17 protein-coding genes are annotated in these 19762 nt (G+C 40.3%); 2 read left to right on the forward strand and 15 right to left on the reverse strand.

Going from position 1 to position 19762, the window contains the following annotated elements; translation table 11 throughout:
• Positions 1-184 precede the first annotated feature (184 nt).
• The 15 genes from BMX11_RS07750 to BMX11_RS07820 form a co-directional block, all read right to left on the reverse strand.
• The gene (locus tag BMX11_RS07750) at positions 185-1054 is read right to left on the reverse strand and encodes a sugar phosphate isomerase/epimerase family protein (protein WP_090883154.1); all 870 of its coding nucleotides are present in this window, start codon (positions 1052-1054) and stop codon (positions 185-187) included.
• A gap of 2 nt (positions 1055-1056) precedes the next feature.
• Positions 1057-1932, reverse strand: coding sequence for a sugar phosphate isomerase/epimerase family protein (locus BMX11_RS07755; protein WP_090883156.1), 876 nt, complete (start codon positions 1930-1932; stop codon positions 1057-1059).
• Between the two features lie 10 nt (positions 1933-1942).
• Complete coding sequence (locus BMX11_RS07760) at positions 1943-2833, reverse strand: hydroxypyruvate isomerase family protein (protein WP_090883158.1); 891 nt, start codon at positions 2831-2833, stop codon at positions 1943-1945.
• Between the two features lie 2 nt (positions 2834-2835).
• Complete coding sequence (locus tag BMX11_RS07765; RefSeq protein ID WP_090883160.1) at positions 2836-4053, reverse strand: nucleoside permease; 1218 nt, start codon at positions 4051-4053, stop codon at positions 2836-2838.
• Between the two features lie 185 nt (positions 4054-4238).
• Positions 4239-4919 carry a 3-keto-disaccharide hydrolase gene (locus BMX11_RS07770; RefSeq protein ID WP_090883162.1) on the reverse strand — a complete coding sequence of 227 codons (681 nt, stop codon included), beginning with the start codon at positions 4917-4919 and terminating at the stop codon, positions 4239-4241.
• Between the two features lie 51 nt (positions 4920-4970).
• Positions 4971-6425, reverse strand: a complete 1455-nt coding sequence (locus BMX11_RS07775; protein ID WP_090883164.1) for a Gfo/Idh/MocA family protein — start codon at positions 6423-6425, stop codon at positions 4971-4973.
• A 28-nt stretch (positions 6426-6453) separates the two neighbouring features.
• Complete coding sequence (locus BMX11_RS07780; RefSeq protein WP_090883165.1) at positions 6454-6837, reverse strand: c-type cytochrome; 384 nt, start codon at positions 6835-6837, stop codon at positions 6454-6456.
• Positions 6838-6919: 82 nt separating this feature from the next.
• The gene (locus BMX11_RS07785) at positions 6920-7978 is read right to left on the reverse strand and encodes a sugar phosphate isomerase/epimerase family protein (RefSeq protein ID WP_090883167.1); all 1059 of its coding nucleotides are present in this window, start codon (positions 7976-7978) and stop codon (positions 6920-6922) included.
• A gap of 9 nt (positions 7979-7987) precedes the next feature.
• Positions 7988-9145 carry a Gfo/Idh/MocA family protein gene (locus BMX11_RS07790; RefSeq protein ID WP_090883169.1) on the reverse strand — a complete coding sequence of 386 codons (1158 nt, stop codon included), beginning with the start codon at positions 9143-9145 and terminating at the stop codon, positions 7988-7990.
• A 238-nt stretch (positions 9146-9383) separates the two neighbouring features.
• Entirely contained in the window at positions 9384-11084 is a 1701-nt protein-coding gene (locus BMX11_RS07795) for a GMC oxidoreductase (RefSeq protein WP_175474505.1), read from the reverse strand.
• Between the two features lie 34 nt (positions 11085-11118).
• The gene (locus BMX11_RS07800; protein WP_090883174.1) at positions 11119-11703 is read right to left on the reverse strand and encodes a gluconate 2-dehydrogenase subunit 3 family protein; all 585 of its coding nucleotides are present in this window, start codon (positions 11701-11703) and stop codon (positions 11119-11121) included.
• A gap of 273 nt (positions 11704-11976) precedes the next feature.
• Positions 11977-12891 carry a sugar phosphate isomerase/epimerase family protein gene (locus BMX11_RS07805; protein WP_090883176.1) on the reverse strand — a complete coding sequence of 305 codons (915 nt, stop codon included), beginning with the start codon at positions 12889-12891 and terminating at the stop codon, positions 11977-11979.
• A gap of 45 nt (positions 12892-12936) precedes the next feature.
• A complete protein-coding gene (locus tag BMX11_RS07810; protein ID WP_090883178.1) occupies positions 12937-15867 on the reverse strand; it encodes a TonB-dependent receptor in 2931 nt (976 codons plus the stop codon).
• A 196-nt stretch (positions 15868-16063) separates the two neighbouring features.
• Complete coding sequence (locus tag BMX11_RS07815) at positions 16064-17107, reverse strand: FecR family protein (RefSeq protein WP_090883180.1); 1044 nt, start codon at positions 17105-17107, stop codon at positions 16064-16066.
• 103 nt (positions 17108-17210) lie between these two features.
• Positions 17211-17771: a sigma-70 family RNA polymerase sigma factor gene (locus BMX11_RS07820; RefSeq protein WP_090883182.1), complete on the reverse strand. Its 561-nt coding sequence runs from the start codon at positions 17769-17771 to the stop codon at positions 17211-17213.
• 195 nt (positions 17772-17966) lie between these two features.
• On the opposite strand from BMX11_RS07820, the gene BMX11_RS07825 reads away from it, so the two are divergent.
• Positions 17967-18911, forward strand: a complete 945-nt coding sequence (locus BMX11_RS07825) for an NAD-dependent epimerase/dehydratase family protein (protein WP_090883183.1) — start codon at positions 17967-17969, stop codon at positions 18909-18911.
• A gap of 82 nt (positions 18912-18993) precedes the next feature.
• Positions 18994-19722, forward strand: coding sequence for a YebC/PmpR family DNA-binding transcriptional regulator (locus BMX11_RS07830; protein ID WP_090883185.1), 729 nt, complete (start codon positions 18994-18996; stop codon positions 19720-19722).
• Positions 19723-19762: the final 40 nt, after the last annotated feature.

The following is a 19762-nucleotide window of genomic DNA, read 5'->3' on the forward strand; positions in this document are numbered from 1 at the left end:
TATAGTTTGGAAAGAATAGACGATAAATTCAGATTTGTATGCTTGAATTCATAAGGTCTGTTTATTCATGAATTAATAAGTAATCCCCGATTACGCCTGGTCAAATTTAGAAATCAATTTATTGACAATATTCTGCTGGATATTGCCAATAAATCGAATGAGGTGTAATATGGTCGGCGATGGCTTAAATCAGGCTGGATTTGATATAGGAACAGCTGGTTGTAATTGAGCCAATCGGATCAGGTTTGTAGTTGGTTTCGTGTTCTACGAAAAAGTGTTTCATACCAGATTGCTTTGCCTGGGCAAAGATAGATTTGAAATCAATAGAACCGCTACCAATTTCTGCATTCAGAGCGGGATTGGTTTTGTCCATATCTTTTACGTGCCACATGGGGAAACGGCCAGGATAAGCTTTGAATAGTCTCATAGGATCATTCCCTGAACGAACAACCCAGTATAAATCCATTTCGAAGTTTACCAGGTTTTTATCAGTTTCCTGTAGGTAAACATCGTAACCGGTGGTATCGCCTAATTTTTTAAATTCAAAATCATGGTTGTGGTAGGCGAATTTCAATCCTGAAGCCTTCGCCAGGCTCGCTACCTGATTAAAATCGTTAGCTACCTTTTTGAAGCCGTCAACACCTTTACTCATATCTACATGGGCACCCGCAATGGTAAAATATTCACCACCAAGATTGGCGCAAGCCTCAATATCCGCCTTTAAATTATCAGTTTTTCCAGTTTTGGAAAACTGATCCATACCATAGTGGCCGCTTGGGGCAGTTAAGCCATTGGCTTTTAGCAGGTTTTTAAATTCAGCAACGCTCAATCCAAAAAACTGGCCATTATTATAACCATAGGTTTCTACTTCTTTATATCCTGCTGCAGCAACCTTTTCAATTACTCCCTTCACATCTTTAGGCAGCTCATCCCTTAAGGAGTAAAGTTGTAAGCCAATTTGCTTACTGCCTTTAGTAAATGCAAAAGAAGGTGCTATAATGGTTGCCGCGGCTAAAATTCCTGCTTGCTGGAGGAAAGCTCTTCTTGAATTCATGCTTAAATTAAGTTTTTCTGGATATAAGCGCAACTTGCCGCTACTGATTCCATTGGATTAGGCTTATAATTGGTTTCATGCTCTACAAAGAAATGCTTCATGCCTGAAAGTTTGGCATCGGCAAAAATAGGTTTGAAATCAATGGATCCGGTACCTACTTCGGCATTTAAAGCTGGATCGGTTTTATCCATATCTTTCACATGCCACATGGTAAAGCGGCCAGGGTTTTCTGTGAATAATTTAATTGGATCATTTCCTGAGCGAGCCACCCAGTAGAGGTCCAGCTCAAAATCAACCAGGTTTTTATCGGTGTTTTTTAATAGGATTTCATAACCGGTTGTATCACCTTGTTTGTCAAATTCGAAGTTGTGGTTATGGTAAGCGATTCTGATTCCTGCTTCTTTTGTCAATTTTCCTGCTTCGTTAATTTTCAAGGCAATCTTTTTATAATCATCGGCAGTTTTTCTGATGCTCTCATCTAACCAGGGAATGGTAACATATTCACTTCCGAGTACTTTAGCTGCTGCAATTGCTGCTTTAAGTTCATCGGTATTTCCATCAGTTAAAAAAGTACCTAAACCGTAATGACCGCTAGGGGAGGTTAAACCATTGGCATCAAGAAGTTTTTTAAACGCTTCAGGCGATAGTCCCCAGAATTGATCTTTGATTGAAAAACCATAAGTTTCTACTTCTTTGAAACCTGCTTTAGCTACTTTTTCTATCGTTCCTTTTACATCTTTGGGAAGTTCATCTCTCAAAGAATATAGTTGTAAACCAATGGCTCTCTTGTCGTTTGACATACAAGCGAATGATGGAACTAAAAGTGCAGCTGCTGCAGCCATACTACTGTTTAATATAAAACTTCTTCTTGATAACATAAGGGTATTTTTAAATATCACAAATTGAGATTGCCTTTTTCAGGGAAGCCAATTTGTCTTCGTTTTTGGGTATAAATTCTTGAGCTACGAAACCTTTAAAGCCGGTTTCGACAATGGCTTTCATGATGGCGGGGTAATATAATTCCTGTGTGTCATCAATTTCATTTCTGCCTGGTACGCCAGCAGTATGATAATGTGCAATATACTGGTGGTTATCTTTAATGGTCCTGATCACATCTCCTTCATCAATTTGCATGTGGTAGATATCATAAAGCAGCTTGAAGTTTTCAGATCCCAGACGTTTACATAATTCAACACCCCAGGCGCTGGTATCGCATTGATAGTCTTTATGATTGATTTTACTGTTTAGCAGCTCCATTACCAGGGTTACCTTGTGTTTTTCTGCCAATGGCATCAGCTGTTTTAAGCCTTTAACACAATTGTTCCAACCTGTTTCATTGTCTTTACCTCTGCGGTTTCCACTGAAACAAATTAAGTTTTTATAACCCGCTGCAGCTACCAGTGGAATCATCTCTGAGTAGTTCTTGATTAATTTCTCGTGAAATTTCTCGTCGTTAAAACCATCCACCAGATTAATTTCGGCACCGTTACACATGGTAGATTCCAGGCCGTGTTTCTTGAGGATTGGCCAATCTTTAGGGCCAACCAAATCAATTCCTTTGATCCCGATTTTCTTTGCTTCTACACAAAGTGTTTCTACATCTAAACCGCTGAAACACCAGCGACAAACCGAATGGTTAATATTTCCTTTCAGCTTTAGCGGCTGTTCTGATGAGGGTGAATCCATAGCGAGGGCAGAGAGATTTGCAGAAACCCCAATAGCTGCGGTTCCTGCAAGTATATTTTTTAAAGCATTTCTTCTGTTGAGTGTTGAAGACATGATTATAGGGTGTTAGCTTCTGTAACTGATTTATTTTTATCGCTGAAGAAAAGGATGAACAACAGGGCTACCAGCGCCGCAATTCCTGCTGGAATAATCCAGATGCTTTGCCAGATATGACCTCCTTCTACAACATATTTGTTCACAACCATACCAGAAATGATTGAACCGATTAACATACCTACACCGTAAGTAGCTAAAGTGATAAATCCCTGAGCAGCACTTTTGAATTTTTCTCCCGCCAGTCTATCTGTATAAATTTGTCCGGTAACGAAGAAAAAGTCATAGCATATCCCGTGGAGTACAATTCCACCGATTAACATCCAGTAGTTGGTATCGGCATTTCCGAATGCAAAAAACAGGTAACGCACTACCCAGGCAATCATGCCGATAGCCAGCATCTTTTTCACGCCCAGGCGGGCAAAGAATAAAGGCATTAGGAGCATAAATAAGGTTTCAGAAACTTGTCCTAAAGATTGAACTCCGGCTGCTCCTTTCATCCCTACCTCATTGAGGAATGGGTTAGTGAAATTGTAATAAAATGCCAATGGGATACAGATGGCTACAGATGCCAGAAAGAACAATAAATACGATTTATTTTTAAGTAAGCCAATCGCATCCAAACCGATGATTTCACCAAAGGTTGTTTTCTCTCCTTTTTTAACAGGAGGGGTATCCGGTAAGAAAAAGCTTAATAATCCTAAAATGATAGAAGCGATGGAGGCCATTTTGAAAGTTAATACCAGGTTTCCACTTTGCTCCCAGTTTAACCAGCCAATAACCAGCCCGGCAATAATCCATCCAATGGTTCCGAAAACCCTGATAGAAGGGAATTCTTTTCCCGGATCTTTCATCTGTTTGAAGGAAATGGAGTTTACTAAGGCCAATGTTGGCATATAAGCAATCATGTAGCCCAATATGAATGGGAAGAAACCATCGAAATTTAAAGAAGTTCCGGCAACCCATAAGAGTACGCCACCAACTAAATGCAAAACACCTAAAACTTTTTGTGCAGAGAAGAACTTATCTGCGATTAATCCGATGATAAATGGAGCTATAATAGCCCCCAATGACTGGGTGCTGTAAGCCGATCCAATCTGCACATCGTTTGATAATAGATTTTTTCCCAGGTAGGTTCCCATGGTTACAAACCATGAACCCCAGATAAAAAATTCTAGAAACATCATGGTAGAAAGCTTGAAGCGAGTAGTGCTATTCATTTGGTTAGGAATTGTTTAAAATGTAAAAAGTTTCGGTGAATTTAACCACCTAATCTACTTATAAAAATGTAAAATGGATGAAAGGTGCTGGATTTTAATCCACAAACCTTATAAAACAACAAAGAAAATGTAACAGGGAGGGTAATATTCACATTATACATTATCCCTGCTACATTTTCCATTAATTATAGTTCTTTGATCGAAATGTTTTTATACCAAACCTCGTCTCCGTGATCCTGTAATGCAATTTTTCCCTTTTTGAAAGTTCCCCAGTTTTCCCAGTTTTTGAATTTGCTTCCGGCGATTAAAGTTTTCCAGTTTTCATCCCAAAGGGTTGTTTCTACTACTTTAACACCATTTAGGATTAATGTTAATTTACCTTTTTTGCTGATGATTTCTGCTTTGTTCCATTCGCCAACAGGTTTTACTGGCTCAGATGTGCTTTTTACCAGGTCGTATAAATCACCTGCACGGTGTTTGGTAATTTTTCCATCCGGGTGCCCGTCGTTGTCAATTACCTGCATTTCTAGTCCGGTAGAGTAGGTAGCATGGTATTTAGGTTCCTCGTGTACATAAAAAATTAACCCGCTGTTTGCCTTTGGAGCCACTTTCCAATCGTATTTTAAATGGAAATCGCCATATTCTTTATCCGTTACCAGGTCACCACCACCATCTTTTCCTTTTGTAGCAAGATCTAAGTGTAGTGCACCGTCTTGCACCTGCCAGGCGCTACCTACAGCAGTTTTGTTATAGGTGTGCCAACCAGTAGTTGTTTTACCATCAAAAAGGGGTTTGAAGCCTTTTTGTGCATTTGATATTTGTGTTACTGCAAGTAGGATACAAGCAGAAAGGATTATCTTTTTCATTATTTTAAAGTTAAACCACCTAAACGGGGAAGCTCAGGTGGTTTGTGTGTGTTATAGAGTTAAATTATTCCAGCCTTTGCGATATTCGCGTTTTACGAACTGGTTAGCTTCATCAAAATTGGTAATTTTCATGTTGTCGTTATCCCAAAGCATTTTCATGTAACGGCCAGGATAAGTTACCTTATTATTTACTGTTTTCTGAATATCGAAACTTCTGATGGCTAAATTCGCCATCAAGAGTGCCTCTGTTAAAGGACCTGCAATTTCGAATGGAGAACTTACTTCCTGCTTGCCATAACCTGCAATTGCAGCTTCTACCCATTGTGCATAGTGACCATCTGCTCCGCCCTTAACCCGTGCATATTTTTCAGGAACTTTAATGTCTTTGTTTCTGCTCAGCGGTAAAAGTTTAGGGTTGGCACTATAGGTTTCACTCATCATCTTTCCTTTAGTACCTATGAATAAAGTACCATTACCACCATCGCCAAACGTTTCGTTAGCTTCTAATTCTGCCGGACGTTCTGGTTGAATACCACCGTCCATCCAGTGTAAAGTAACATCACCTTTGGTTTTTTCCGTTTTAGGAAATTTAAGGGTAACATGGCTTGAAGGAGGGCAACTTTCCGGGAAGTACCCACGTTTGAATTCATCTACATAAACAGAGCCCACACTGGCCTCAACCTCTTTGGCATATTTCAGATTTAGTACGCTGAACGGCGCTTCAATTAAGTGACAGCCCATATCGCCTAGTGCACCGGTGCCGTAATCCCACCAGCCACGCCAGTTAAATGGAACCAGTTTATCCACATAATCCTTCTCAGGAGCAGTACCTAGCCATAAGTTCCAGTCTAATTCTTTAGGAATTTCGGCTTTCTGCGATGGCCATGGAATACCTTGTGGCCAAACAGGTCTGTTGGTCCAGGCATAAACCGTGTGTACGTCGCCAATTAATCCAGCTTCATACCACTCTTTCATTTGGCGCGGACCATCGTTTGAAGCCCCCTGATTACCCATTTGGGTTACCACTTTGTATTTTTTTGCTGCTGCGGTCAAAATACGGGCTTCATAGATATCATGAGTAAGTGGTTTTTGAACATACACGTGCTTACCCAACTGCATTGCTGCAAGGGCTTGAATGGCATGGTTATGATCAGGAGTAGAGACAGATACGGCATCGATATTTTTATGCTCTTTATCCAACATTTCTCTCCAATCCTTGTAGTACTTGGCTTTAGGGAAAGCTTTAACGCTGTTTGCAGCTCTGCGGTCGTCTACATCGCATAAGAAAGCGATGTCGGCTTTACCACTTTTAGCAAACATGGCGATATCGCTCTGGCCTTTGCCTCCGGCACCGATCCCGGCAACCAACAAACGGTCGCTTGGTGCTAAATATCCGGGTCCGCCTAAAACATGGCGGGGTACAATCATAAAGGCTGCCGCCGCAATTGCACTGGTTTTGATAAAATCACGGCGGTTAGTCGTGCTTTTTTCTTGCTCTGTTTTCATTCTTAGTAAATAGGTATGATGTTAGGTATTATTTCTTTTTCAGTGATAAGATATATTTTACCATTAGTTTGGCGTCATCTTTTTTCAATGTTGCGTGAGCAGTCATGGGCATATTTCCCCAAACGCCAGTACCTCCTTTGATGATTTTATCGGCCAGATAATTAATGTTTTTCTCTGTTGCAGGATACTTTTTAGCAATATCTACGTACGAAGGGCCGATAATTTTGTTGACTTTGTTGTGGCAACCGATACAATCTGATTTGTTGATCAGTTTTTCTCCTGCACTCATTTGTAAGGCATGATTACTTAATGTTGCCGTTGCAACTACCGCCTTCTCTTTGCTCAAATCTGCTTTTGCAAACGATGCCATTAAAATAACAACAGCGCTTAAAATTAAAAATGTTCTTTTCATGTGTGTGATTGTTTTTGAATGATACTTCAACAATTGTTTTGTTAGTTAATGCTTATCAAAGCTCATTCCATTATTTATTCTGTTATTCTTGTAAGCCCAGGATTCTCTTGTTGAAAGCGCTATCGCTGCCTGAAGCAGCAAAATCATCAAAAGCCTTATCGGTTACATTGATAATATGTTTTTGGATAAATTCAGATCCTTCTCTTGCTCCATCTTCCTGATTTTTGATGCAACATTCCCATTCCATTACGGCCCAGCCTTTAAAATCATACTGTGCCAATTTGCTGAAAATGGTTTTGAAGTCTACTTGTCCATCACCCGGCGAACGGTAACGCCCGGCTCTGTTTGCCCAGCTTTGATAGCCACCAAATGTCCCTTGCTTGCCGGTTGGGTTAAACTCAGCATCTTTTACATGGAAAGCTTTTATGCGTTCGTGATAGAAATCGATGTACTGAATGTAATCCAGTTGCTGAAGTACAAAATGTGATGGATCGTATAATAAACACGCTCTTGGGTGATTATTTACTGCTGCGAGAAACATTTCATAGGTTTCACCATCGAATAAGTCTTCTCCGGGGTGGATTTCATAGCAAACATCTACACCGCAGTTATCAAATTCGTTTAAGATTGGTGTCCAGCGTTTGGCTAATTCTGCGAATCCTTCCTCAACCAATCCTGCAGGGCGCTGAGGCCATGGATGGAAATATTGCCAAAGTAAAGATCCACTGAAGGTAGCATGTGCATTTAAACCTAAATTCTGTGAGGCCTTGGCCGCATATTTCATTTGCTGCACAGCCCACTCTGTTCTGGCTTTTGGGTTTTTATGAACTTCTTTGGGTGCAAAGGCATCAAAGAGATCATCATAGGCAGGATGAACAGCTACTAGCTGTCCTTGTAAATGCGTAGAAAGTTCGGTGATTTCTAATCCGTAAGATGCGATTTTACCTTTAAGTTCATCGGCATAGGTTTTACTCTCTGCTGCTTTTTGAAGATCGATAAAGCGAGTGTCAAGCGTAGGCATCTGAATGCCTTTGAAACCCAAACCTGCGGCCCATTTACAGATATTATCTAAGGAATTAAAGGGTGCTTCATCGCTTATAAACTGCGCCAGGAAAACACCAGGTCCTTTTAAAGTTGTCATGATTGATTGTTAAAGTTTATAATCTAACCATTTTTGGTCTGATTGACTGGAGGCCACTACATTTTCAATAAAAGCCATTCCTCTTACACCATCTTCAGTTGTTGGGAAATCCAGCATTTCTGCTGTTGGCTGTTCGCCATTTAATTTAGCATCTACGGTGAGTGCAAAATTTCTGTAAATGTTGGCGAAAGCTTCTAAATATCCTTCCGGATGCCCACCAGGCGTACGGGTATTGTGCTGTGCAAAACTGCCCATGTAGCCATTTCCTGTTCTGTAGATTTGTGCAGGGGCATTAGACCATCTTACGATCATGGTATTGGGTTCCATCTGGTGCCATTCTAAGCCACCTTTTTCACCATAAACCTTGATTTTTAATGCGTTTTCTTCACCGGCTGCAATCTGCGATGCGATTAAAATACCGTTAGAACCATTGTCGAATTTTAACAATACATTTCCATCGTCATCAATAGCCCTTCCTGGCACTACAATGTTCAGATCGGCACAGATTTTAGTGATTTTTAGTCCTGAAATATATTCTGCAAGATGTGCGGCATGTGTTCCGATATCGCCCATGCTTCCGCTTTTACCGGTTTTAGATGGGTCTGTACGCCAGGCAGCCTGCGCATTCCCTTCTCTTTCAGAAAGGGTGCTTAGCCAGCCTTGCGGATATTCTACAATGATTTTTCTGATGGCACCTAAAGCACCTTCAGCTACCATTTGCTTAGCCTGTTTAACCATTGGATATCCAGAATAGGTATGGGTTAAACAAAGTGTTAGGCCAGTTTCCTCTACTTTAGCCTTTAGCTTTTTAGCCTCTTCTAGAGTTAAGGTCATTGGTTTTTCTATCACTACGTTAAAGCCTTTTTCCAGGGCCATCATTGCGGGTGCAAAGTGGGCAAAGTTAGGGGTAACGATAGTTACAAAGTCAATGCGCTCATCTGCCGGGAGTTCGCTTTCTTTGTTAAGCATTTCTTCATAACTGGTATAAATCCGGTTGTCTGGAAGAAAAAGTAATTTACCCGATTCGTATCCTACTTCCGGGTGTACACTTAATGCTCCTGCAGTTAATTCAATGAGGCCATCCATGTTGGCAGCCAAACGATGTACGGCACCGATAAAGGCGTCTTTTCCACCGCCTATCATGCCCATTCTCAATTTTCTTTTCATAAAATAAAGGGTTTGGGGCGTAAGGTTTAAGGTATAGGGCTTCTTTACCCCAGGCCTTTAACTTATACCCAGCACCTTAAATAGGGTTTTGGGTTTGAGGCTTAAGATTTTGTGCTTGGATTTTTACGTCGCAATTTATCTTAAGTCTCTAGCCTTAGTTTATGTTTTATGATAAAAGGCATAAGGTAGAAGCGCCTGAGTTTACACCCTAAACCTTTTACCTTAGGCCTTTAACCTATTACAGGTTATTTTTCTTTAGTTCTTTAACGGCATAGTCAGCTGCACGTGCAGTTAATGCCATAAATGTTAACGATGGGTTTTGACAAGCGATTGAAGGCATACATGATCCATCAGTTACAAATACGTTGCTTACCTCGTGCATCTGGTTCCATTTATTTAACACAGAAGTTTTAGGATCGTTACCCATTCTGGCTGTACCCATTTCGTGGATAGCCATACCTGGATAACAGCCGTTATCGTATGTTTTGATATTTTTCATGCCTGCTTTTTCCAGCATTTCTGCAGCATCATTCATCATATCAACACGCATTTTCTTCTCGTTCTCTTTGTATTCGCAGTCGATAGCCAATACAGGTTGTCCCCATTTGTCTTTTTTGGTTTTATCGATGTAAACTTTGTTTTCGTAGTAAGGAAGCATTTCACCAAATCCACCAAGGCCCATTGACCATTTGCCTGGTTTGGTCATTTTTTCTTTCAAGCCCGAACCGAATGATAACTCAGCCACATCATTTTGCCAGTTAGATCTGCTGGCACCACCCTGGTAACCGAAACCACGTAAGTAATCACGTTTATCGTTTCCAATGTTCTGGTATCTTGGTACATAAATACCATTGGCACGGCGGCCATAAGTGTATTTATCATCAAAGCCTTCAGCCTCGCCAGATGCGCCACAACGGAAGTGGTGATCCATTAAGTTATGGCCCAATTGACCGCTACCATTTCCATAACCATTTGGATGTGCGTCTGAAGTAGAGTTTAATAAAATGAAGGTAGAACCCAATGTAGAACCATTAACAAAGATAATTTTGGCATAGAATTCCATGGTTTTGTTGGTTTCAGCATCAATAACCATTACACCTTTTGCTTTTTTGGTATCCTTATCGTGAATGATGTGGTTAACAATAGAGTAGGGCCTGAGGGTAAGCTTTCCTGTAGCCATTGCCGCCGGAAGGGTAGAAGATTGGGTGCTGAAATAAGCCCCAAACGGACAACCACGGCTGCATAAGTTACGGTATTGGCAGTTACCACGACCTTTATGCGGAACAGTTAAATTGGCTACACGGCCAATCATCATGATACGCTCTCTTTTATAGTGTTCCTCAATGCGTTTTTTTACCGATTTCTCTACAATGTTAAGATCCATTGGCGGTAAGAACTGTCCGTCAGGACAAGTTGGCCAGTTTTCATTAGAACCACTGATTCCGGCAAAGCGCTCTGCATAATCATACCATGGAGAAAGCTCTTTGTAGCGGAGTGGCCAATCGTTACCGTGACCGTCTTTTGCATTATCCTCAAAGTTATGATCGCTCAAACGGTAGCTTTGACGGCCCCACATCAACGATTTTCCGCCTACGTGGAAACCACGGTACCAATCGAAACGTTTGTCTTCGGTATAAGGACATTCTAAGTCGTTTACCCACCATTTTTCATTGGCTTCCTGGTATGGGTAATCTCTTTTTTGTACCGGGTGGGTACGTTTTTGTTCTTCAGTCAGTTTACCGGCATGTTTAAACTCCCAAGGGTTTTTCATTGCCGTTTCATATCCTGTAATGTGTTCGATGTTCATTCCTCTTTCGAGCATGAGCACGCGTAAACCTTTTTCTGTAAGCTCTTTTGCAGCCCAGCCGCCACTAATCCCCGATCCTATAACAATAGCATCGTATGTGTTCTCTGCTTTTAAATTTGTATTTAAATTCATGATGTTTTGTTCGTTGTTATTATTATGCTAGTTATTAGGTTGCCCAAGATTTTTGACCAGGTTTAAGCTTAGCTGCCCCGTCATATCGGCCAGGAATAGCCACGTATTCGCGGGCTTTGGTGCAACCAATCTCTGAAGAATAATAACCCAATAGTGTTAAATCTCTAGCGGTAATGAAAAAGTAAACCAGGTCTTTGTTTTCCTCTGACTTGGTTTCTTTTTGTGCCAGTGAAATCGCTCTTAAATCTATCATTAACTTTGTGCGTTCGGGAACGGTTAAAGCAAGATATTTTTTCCCAAAATCTTTCATTGATTTATCCTGAAGCGCCTGAAATCCTCGGGCAAATGAGGTTTGCATTTCCTTTGGATAACAGTCCTGAATCATCATCGGGATAAATTTCCCCAATCCGGCAGCTTTTGCTCCAGCCGATGATTTGGTTGTTGGGACAATGATGTCGGCAAATTCAGCGAAAATTTTCTCGTCTCCTGCTGCAAACGAAACAAAGTTCTTTTCATTTTCCGGGAGCGTGAAACTTTCGAATAAAACGCCCATCGTGCTTGCTGAGATAGCTCCTCCCAACAAAAAAGCGACGTTTTTTAGTGCTTCTCTTCTATGCATCGTTTTTATGATTTTATATATTGGTTATCTACGTGTTGAATAGGTAATATTAGAAAAAATATCCTGTAATAATTAAATTTTAACCGTTAATTTATCAGTCTGCAATGTGATTGTTACCATGTAGAATTATTCTAAATAGAGCTAAATAAATGTGTTTTAGACATTAATAAATCGTTTTTCTGATGGAAATTTTCTTCGTGTAAAAAGTACATTAAGGGTGCATCGGGCTAGTTTTATCGCTAAATGGGCGAAAAGCTTGCCCATTCGGGCTTTTTATTTGGTTGCGATGAGCTTATTTTTAATGTACTGATAACTTTCTGTAATGCTTTGGTAGGGGTCTTTTTTTATGATGTCTTGTTCTGCAAAAATATAGTCTACTCCTGCGGTTTCAACTGCCGAGAAGATCGTCTTAAAATCAATCTGACCTGATCCCACTTCTGTAAAAACGCTTTTATCCTGCTTATCCATATCTTTAACATGAAACATTTTATATCGCCCCGGATTTTTCTTAAACATATCAACAGGAGAGAGGCCTGCATTTACCGCCCAGAAGATATCCAGTTCAAATCCTACCAGCTTCGGGTCTGTTTCCTGAAGTAAGATCTGAAAACCGGTTGCGCCATTTCCCTGGTCCTTGAACTCGAAATTGTGATTGTGGTAAGCCAGCTTAAGGTTAGATTTTTGACACCACTCTGCTGCAGTATTAAAACTGGCGGCCATTTTCTTATAATCGTCTAAAGTACCCGCAGTTCTAATGGGTGTTGGCAGGGCGGGGATTACAAAATACTCCTGCCCCAGCTCTGCAGCAGTTTCAATGTGCGATTTTATGACCTTGTCATCTCCGGTAGAAAGAAAATCTGTAGTGTTATAATGCCCGCTTGGCGAACTGAGGTTATGGTCTCGCAGTAAGGATTTGAAATCTCTGGTATCCAGTCCCCAAAATCCTTTTACTTCATACTTTCCTGGATAACCATAATAGGTTTCTACTTGATTATAACCAATATCTGCTAATTTAGTGATGGTTGCTTTTACATCTGCGGTAAGCTGTTCTCTAAGGGTAAAAAGCCCAATACCCACTTTAGAAATTTTGGCATTTAGTGCAAATGCATCCATGATACCACTTGGACCAAGTATTGCAGCTGTAGTTAAAATTCCAGCCTGCTGTAAGAATGTTCTTCTATTTGTCATGATTTGAAAATTTAAAAGCCAGGACTCCTCGCCCTGGCTTTATTGTTAAAACGAATAAGCTAATGATCCCCAGAAGGTACGTTGAAGTAAAGTTCTGCCTATCATCAAGGTACCTGGAGTTACCGTAGAGAAATCTCTGAACTGATCACCCCTCACATCTCCTTCGGTAAGCACTTTCGCATTTAACAAGTTGTCTGCCCAAAATCTTACTGATACTTTTTTAGTGAAATTATATCCCGCTCCTGCCTTGGTAACAATATATCCTGGTAGTTTATAGCTATTACTAGGCGAGGTGAAACGGTTACCCACATAGGTTGCTGAAACATATAGGTTGAAGTTTTTGTAGTCGTAATTTGCACCCAACTCGGTATTAATTACAGGCACTCGCTCTGTTCTTTTGCCGGTAAAACTGTAAATACGGTCGCCAAATTCTGCCATAACAGCTGCATTTCCTTTGGTTGAGGCTTCATAATCTGTGTATTTAGAATCCTGAACGGTACCGGTTAACCTTAAACTGAGCGGCTTGGCTATTTTGTACGATATTTCATACTCGGCACTCCAGGTGCGTGTTGAGCCAAAGGCCACCAATGCTTGTGTTCCAGCTGCGGCAGTAGGCACGTTAATGGTTAATGAAGTATTTTTTATGGCCGAGTAACTTCCAGAGGCAAAAATGGCCAGATTATTTTTGGCATATTTGAAACCTACTTCTCCTAAATATACCGGGCGTTTCTTAATATTTGCCGGATTGTAGGCTGAAGCATTATAATCGCCAATATTTGGTGCGTTGTAAGCTTTGGTTGCCCTGGCGAATACACTAGAGGTATTGCTGATCTTATAATTGGCTCCCAATGATGCCGCCCAATTGGTTAGGGTCTCATCATATGGCGTGTAGCCTAAAATAGTTGGAGTAGAGGGAGCCGTGGTATTCACCGTTCCATTCGCATTTAGCGCATAGTAAGGTCTATCGCCATTTACGTTCTGATTATCTATTCTGGCTCCGATATCCAAACGCCACTGTTCTGAAAGTTTAATTTCATTGGTAGCATATAGCGACAAAGTTCTGGTATCGCCAATAAATGTATTTTTAGTTTGAACTGTTCTTTCGGCTGCTGTAGGCGATTGCAATAAGATACTTGGGTGCTCCTTGAATTCAGAAAACGAGCGGAAGGTGTATCTTACATCATCGCGGTTATATTGGTGTATACCTGCTCCAATACCCAGGCTGTGGTTCTTTACCGTTTTTTTCAAATCCAGGTAGTTCACAATCTGGACATCACTATTGCGCTGGCCGTTTGCAGAAGAGGTAATCACATAATCGCCACTCACAAATGGGGCTACTGCACCACCAGGATAATAGTAGGGTGTTGCTGCTGTTCTGGCTGCTATTCCGGCCGGTACGGTGTACGTAGAGTTGGTATGTGTATTCTGGTAGCGGAAATTGTTGGTAATCTGCCAGCCTCCATCAGTTTGATAATTGAACTGAAAACCACCTGAGCCGAGTTTGGTATGCATACCATCTTTTAAGCTAAAGTTGTAGGCCGACCCTGCCGGATCTGTGTAGCTCCATTCAGTTTGCAATGGAACAATAGATTGAGAAGCCATGTCATAATCGCGGTAGGTAGTAGGCTTGCCTGTACCATCATAGGGATAATAACTGGTTAGCAAAAATTGAACTTTATCATTCAGGTATTTACCGTAAACGCGGATGTAACCTTTGTTATTTTTGAAATTGAAGGTCATATTTCCTTTGAGTTGACCCCCACGGTTGGCCGGACTAAAGCCCTGATCTACCACGCCATTGTCTGTACGGTAGAAACCCCCAATGTTGTACCTTACCTGCTCGCTGATTTTGCCTCCGGTATTTCCGTCGAAACGGTACAAACCCTGAGAGAAACCAGAGGTCAATTTAACCTGACCATAGGCTTTGTCTGCCCCAACATAGCTGATATTATTCACTACAGCTCCAGGAGTATTGGATTGGATGATGGCAGCATTACCCCCTCTAATCGCCTCGATATTCTGTATGGTTAAATCAGTTTTATAGTATTGATCGATTGACGGGTTGGTGTTAAATCCGGTAGGCAACAGAGGTAAACCATCTTCCTGAATACCTAAAAAGATGTATCCGCCTTGCTGAGGAAAACCACGTACCCAAACATTTCCAGGTCCATCGCCACCAGTACTTTCTACCGTTAATCCCGGAATGGCTTTCAACAGATCGGTACTGTTTAGTGGTGCCCTGTTGGTAATGTCCTTATTACTTACGGAAGTTAATGCCACACTGCTCTCTAACTTTTTCTTTGGATTTCCGCCCGTAACCATTACACTTTCTAACTGGAGGTTATCTTCTGAAAGGCTAATGCTGATATTTTCATCTGTATTTCCAGGAGATAAGATCACTTCTTTGGAAATAAAGCCTACATATCTCACAACCAGTACACGGCTATCAACGGTAAGTCCTTTTAAAGCAAAACGGCCGTTTGCATCTGTAGTGGTTCCAATAGTTTTTCCCTTCACTGTAACGGAAACTCCGGGTAGCGCGGTTCCTTTACTATCGGTCACTGTTCCTGTAACACTCCCATCAAAAGATTTAAGGAGTTCAAGGGAATTATTGGCCGGAATAGAATACAGTAAAATCTGATCTTTTACGATCCTGTACCCCACATCATATTTTTTTAAAGAGTTTTCTAAAAAATATCTCAGCTTCTGATTGGTAATGTTGATAGAAATTTTTCGCTCAGAGTTAATGAGCTGTGGACTGTAAACAAACTTGACTGCGGCTAAAGATTCGGCTTTGGCAATAATGGTTTTCATATCAGTTTGTTCGGCCCTGATAGAAATTGGTTTGTTTAGAAAATCCTGTGCATCTACATTTTTTGCAAATGCAGCACAGGTGAATATTATGATTACAAGTATTTGGTAAATCGAATTTCTCATTGCAAATATAGCCAGCGAAATAAGTTGATTTTTTTTCATAAATTTGGTTATTGTTCATTAAATGATTGGATTTATTGGACATAGAAATACCATTAATACATTCAAAATGTATTTAACTTGCCGGCAATGCCCCACATTGTCGGCTTTGTTATTTAAGAATATATTAAGGAAGGTTAGGCCGGGCCTAAGGACTGTTCAGGATTAGTTTTCTCATCATAATTTTTATATATTTTGGTTAGTTTTTGTCGGAAACCACAATGCTGGTTCCCTGGATTGTGTATTTTCTTGAAATAGATCCGCAAATCAGGTCTAATTGCTCATATAAACCTTTGTCTGCTAAATCGCCTGTAAAGGTGTAATCTAAAATCCTGGTATCTATGGTTCTGATTTCAATACCATAAGCACAAGAAAGGGTGGCAAAAATTTTCTTCAGACTTTCTTCCTTGAAATTATAGTTAACATGGCTGGGGCGGTTATAGGCCACAGCAAGTGGTAGCGGTTTTTCTATCAATGTTTTTTTGAGGCTATGATTTGCAAATACCCCTTTTTGATTGGGTGTTAACAAAATGGGTTTCGCCAGTTTTTTGGCCGATAATGAAAATAAGGTACGTTTTTCATTTTCTTTTACCTGCACTTTACCCGTTCTTACAGATACCTGCGCGCCCCGGTTATCTTTTGAGGACCGCACAAAAAAGCTGGTGCCTAGAACTTTTACGACTACTTTTTCATTAAACACCAAAAAAGGTTTCTTAGGGTTTTTGCTCACCGAGAAAAAAGCATTTCCTTTTAAGAACACCGTTCTTTTATCGGCAGCAAAAACCTTCGGATAAATAATGTTGGAGCCAGGCTCCAAAGTGATTCTGGATTGATCACTAAGTGAAATTATAATGGGACGATTAGAATTATTCGTTTCATTAATGAGCGCCAAGTCATCATTATCATTTACAAAACTTCTTTCTGCCTGATTGTAATTACTGGTGTAAAGTAAACCAATTAATACAACAAGGGTAATAGAGGCGGCAATGGCCACATAGCGCCATAGTTTAATGCTTTTTGATGGTTTTTGCCCGGAAAGATATTGCGTATCGATTTTTTGTGTTTTGTTTCCTATCGCTATCCAGCTACGGTCCTCCATCAATTGCAGGTCCGAATCAGATAAGTCGCTTAGGTTTTGATCCCCTAGTTTATGGTACCATTTGTTGATCCAAAGTTTTTCTGCTTCGGTGACATTTCCCTGGTTATATCGGGTAAGTAAATCCAAAAATGATTTTTGGTCCATAAGGTAATATTTGGCTTTATATATACAAGTAACGCTTAGAGATCATATCCCTAAATCAATATTGGAAATAAAATAGTAAAAAATGTAATTGGTTGATTATCAGCTACAAAAAGATGTAAAAATTTTTGATGTACGCTCTAATCCGCTTGATGGATTGGGTGATGTGGTATTCCACGGCTTTTTCTGAAATATTCATAGATGTGGATATAGCTTTGGTTGACTGGTGTTGAAACCTGCTTAAACGAAATACTTCCTGTGTTTTTTCTGGAAGTGAATTCAGGCTTTGTTCGATAAGGCTGGAAAGATCGTGAAGTTCGATTTGATTATGGGTATCCTGATCGTTTTCAGAGTAATTCAGGCTTTGGTATTCCATGTACTTATTTTCCATCACCAAACTTCTGATGTGGTTTATCACTGCAAATTTTAAGGCACCAAACAAATACCCGGGTAAGTTAGCAATATTAAGTTCTGCTTTTCTTTCCCAAAGGGAGATGAAAATGTTCTGAACAATTTCCTCCGCTACCAGCCTGTCGCCGGTTTTTTTATAAGCAGCCAGCAATAATTCTTTACTGAAAGCATGATAGATTTTTTCATACGCCTGATTATCTCCCTGTTTGAGGAGCTCCAATAGATCATTCGATTTTTCAGATTCAGGTGAATTCATTTTAGTTTGGTTAGCTGGCAAGTATAGTAAATGTAACAAATATATTTAGGGTTGCTTCAGCAGTATTGTTAAAATAAGCGATTGTGCCGATAAATGTTAACTGCATTTTGGCCATAAAAAAAGCTAAGTACTTAGTATAAATATATTACAAGCTTTTATCCCATTTTTTTACCTTTGCTGATTCATAGAAAATCCATGCAAGAGAAAATTGTTGTTTTAGGCTCAAATGGGCAAATCGGCACCGAATTGGTTACCATGTTACGCAAGATATATGGAGACGATAATGTTGTTGCCTGCGATATTCGCCGCCCGGATTATGATATCAAAAATTCTGCACCATTTGAATTTGTGAATGTTCTGGATAAAGAGATGGTGAAAGGCATTTTTCAGAAATATAAGCCTACTCAGGTATATTTATTGGCGGCACTTTTATCGGCAACAGGAGAGCAGAACCCTAAGTTAGCCTGGGATCTGAATATGAACGGATTGCTCAATGTACTGGATCTGGCTTTAGAATATAAAACCGCCAAAGTATACTGGCCAAGCTCTATTGCCGTTTTCGGACCGAATTCTCCGAAAGATGCCACGCCACAATACTGTACAATGGATCCCAACACCGTTTACGGAATCAGTAAACTGGCGGGAGAACGTTGGTGTGAATATTATCATCAAAAATATGGTTTAGATGTTCGCAGTATCCGTTATCCTGGATTAATTAGCTGGAAGGCAGCTCCCGGTGGTGGAACTACCGATTACGCCATCCACATTTTTCATGATGCGTTGAAAAAAGGAAGTTATCAGAGTTTTTTAAATGCAGCAACCGAATTGCCAATGATGTATATGGATGATGCGATTAGGGGTACAATTGAACTGATGGATGCGCCTGCAGATCAGATTTCTGTTCGCAGCAGTTACAATTTTGGTGGGGTAAGTTTTACTCCAGAAGTTTTAGCTGCTGAAATCAGGAAACATATTCCTAATTTTACACTTTCTTACGCAGAAAATGATCCACGCCAACAAATTGCGAATAGCTGGCCACGTTCTATCGATGACAGCTACGCCAGTAAAGATTGGGGCTGGAAACCTGAGTTTGATTTATCAAAACTCACAATTGATATGTTGAATAACTTAAAGAAATAGCTGTTTAACTGTTTAATTGTTAAATTGATCCGGTCAGTTATGCAATTAAGCAGTTAGACAATTAAGCGATAAACGAAAAAAAATGGGAAGAGCATTCGAATTTAGAAAAGAAAGAAAATTTAAACGTTGGTCTAAAATGGCCGTACAGTTTACCCGTATAGGTAAGGATATTGTAATGGCAGTAAAGGAATCGGGTCCAAATCCTGAAACGAATTCCCGCCTACGTACGGCAATGCAAAACGCGAAGGCCGTAAATATGCCTAAGGATAGGGTAGAGGCAGCTATTAAGCGTGCTTCAGATAAATCGTTGGCGAACTATGAGGAGATTGTTTACGAAGGTTATGCGCCTCACGGGGTAGCGGTACTCATTGAAACCGCTACCGATAATACCAACCGTACAGTGGCTAACGTGCGTAGCTATTTCAATAAAACCGATGGTTCTTTAGGTAAAACAGGTTCTTTGGATTTTGTTTTTAACCGTAAATCCATTTTTCGTTTTGTACCTGCTGAAGGTTTAGATTTAGAAGAATTGGAGTTTGAATTAATTGACGCTGGCCTGGAAGAACTTTATGTGGAGGCTGATGAAGAAGGAAATGATGTTGCAGTAGCGCAGGGTGCCTTTGAGAACTTTGGTTCTTTGCAGAAAGCTTTGGAAGAAAAAGGTATCGAATTGAAAAGCTCAAAATTAGAGCGTATCGCTTTATCACATCATGAAGTAACAGAAGAGCAAGCTGCCGATGTTTTAAAACTCATAGATAAATTAGAAGAAGATGATGACGTTCAGGCGGTTTACCACAACATGGCTGAATAAGGAATAAAATAATATTGAACTAAAGGCTTGAGGATTTATA

The sequence above is a fragment of the Pedobacter rhizosphaerae genome, from assembly GCF_900111155.1.
GTDB classification, from domain to species: domain Bacteria; phylum Bacteroidota; class Bacteroidia; order Sphingobacteriales; family Sphingobacteriaceae; genus Pedobacter; species Pedobacter rhizosphaerae.

Excerpts from the sequence above, each read along its gene's own strand:
- BMX11_RS07750 (WP_090883154.1), bottom strand. The coding sequence starts at position 1,054 with ATGAATTCAAGAAGAGCTTTCCTCCAGCAAGCAGGAATTTTAGCCGCG.
- BMX11_RS07755 (WP_090883156.1), bottom strand. The coding sequence starts at position 1,932 with ATGTTATCAAGAAGAAGTTTTATATTAAACAGTAGTATGGCTGCAGCA.
- BMX11_RS07760 (WP_090883158.1), bottom strand. The coding sequence starts at position 2,833 with ATGTCTTCAACACTCAACAGAAGAAATGCTTTAAAAAATATACTTGCA.
- BMX11_RS07765 (WP_090883160.1), bottom strand. The coding sequence starts at position 4,053 with ATGAATAGCACTACTCGCTTCAAGCTTTCTACCATGATGTTTCTAGAA.
- BMX11_RS07770 (WP_090883162.1), bottom strand. The coding sequence starts at position 4,919 with ATGAAAAAGATAATCCTTTCTGCTTGTATCCTACTTGCAGTAACACAA.
- BMX11_RS07775 (WP_090883164.1), bottom strand. The coding sequence starts at position 6,425 with ATGAAAACAGAGCAAGAAAAAAGCACGACTAACCGCCGTGATTTTATC.
- BMX11_RS07780 (WP_090883165.1), bottom strand. The coding sequence starts at position 6,837 with ATGAAAAGAACATTTTTAATTTTAAGCGCTGTTGTTATTTTAATGGCA.
- BMX11_RS07785 (WP_090883167.1), bottom strand. The coding sequence starts at position 7,978 with ATGACAACTTTAAAAGGACCTGGTGTTTTCCTGGCGCAGTTTATAAGC.
- BMX11_RS07790 (WP_090883169.1), bottom strand. The coding sequence starts at position 9,145 with ATGAAAAGAAAATTGAGAATGGGCATGATAGGCGGTGGAAAAGACGCC.
- BMX11_RS07795 (WP_175474505.1), bottom strand. The coding sequence starts at position 11,084 with ATGAATTTAAATACAAATTTAAAAGCAGAGAACACATACGATGCTATT.
- BMX11_RS07800 (WP_090883174.1), bottom strand. The coding sequence starts at position 11,703 with ATGCATAGAAGAGAAGCACTAAAAAACGTCGCTTTTTTGTTGGGAGGA.
- BMX11_RS07805 (WP_090883176.1), bottom strand. The coding sequence starts at position 12,891 with ATGACAAATAGAAGAACATTCTTACAGCAGGCTGGAATTTTAACTACA.
- BMX11_RS07810 (WP_090883178.1), bottom strand. The coding sequence starts at position 15,867 with ATGAAAAAAAATCAACTTATTTCGCTGGCTATATTTGCAATGAGAAAT.
- BMX11_RS07815 (WP_090883180.1), bottom strand. The coding sequence starts at position 17,107 with ATGGACCAAAAATCATTTTTGGATTTACTTACCCGATATAACCAGGGA.
- BMX11_RS07820 (WP_090883182.1), bottom strand. The coding sequence starts at position 17,771 with ATGAATTCACCTGAATCTGAAAAATCGAATGATCTATTGGAGCTCCTC.
- BMX11_RS07825 (WP_090883183.1), top strand. The coding sequence starts at position 17,967 with ATGCAAGAGAAAATTGTTGTTTTAGGCTCAAATGGGCAAATCGGCACC.
- BMX11_RS07830 (WP_090883185.1), top strand. The coding sequence starts at position 18,994 with ATGGGAAGAGCATTCGAATTTAGAAAAGAAAGAAAATTTAAACGTTGG.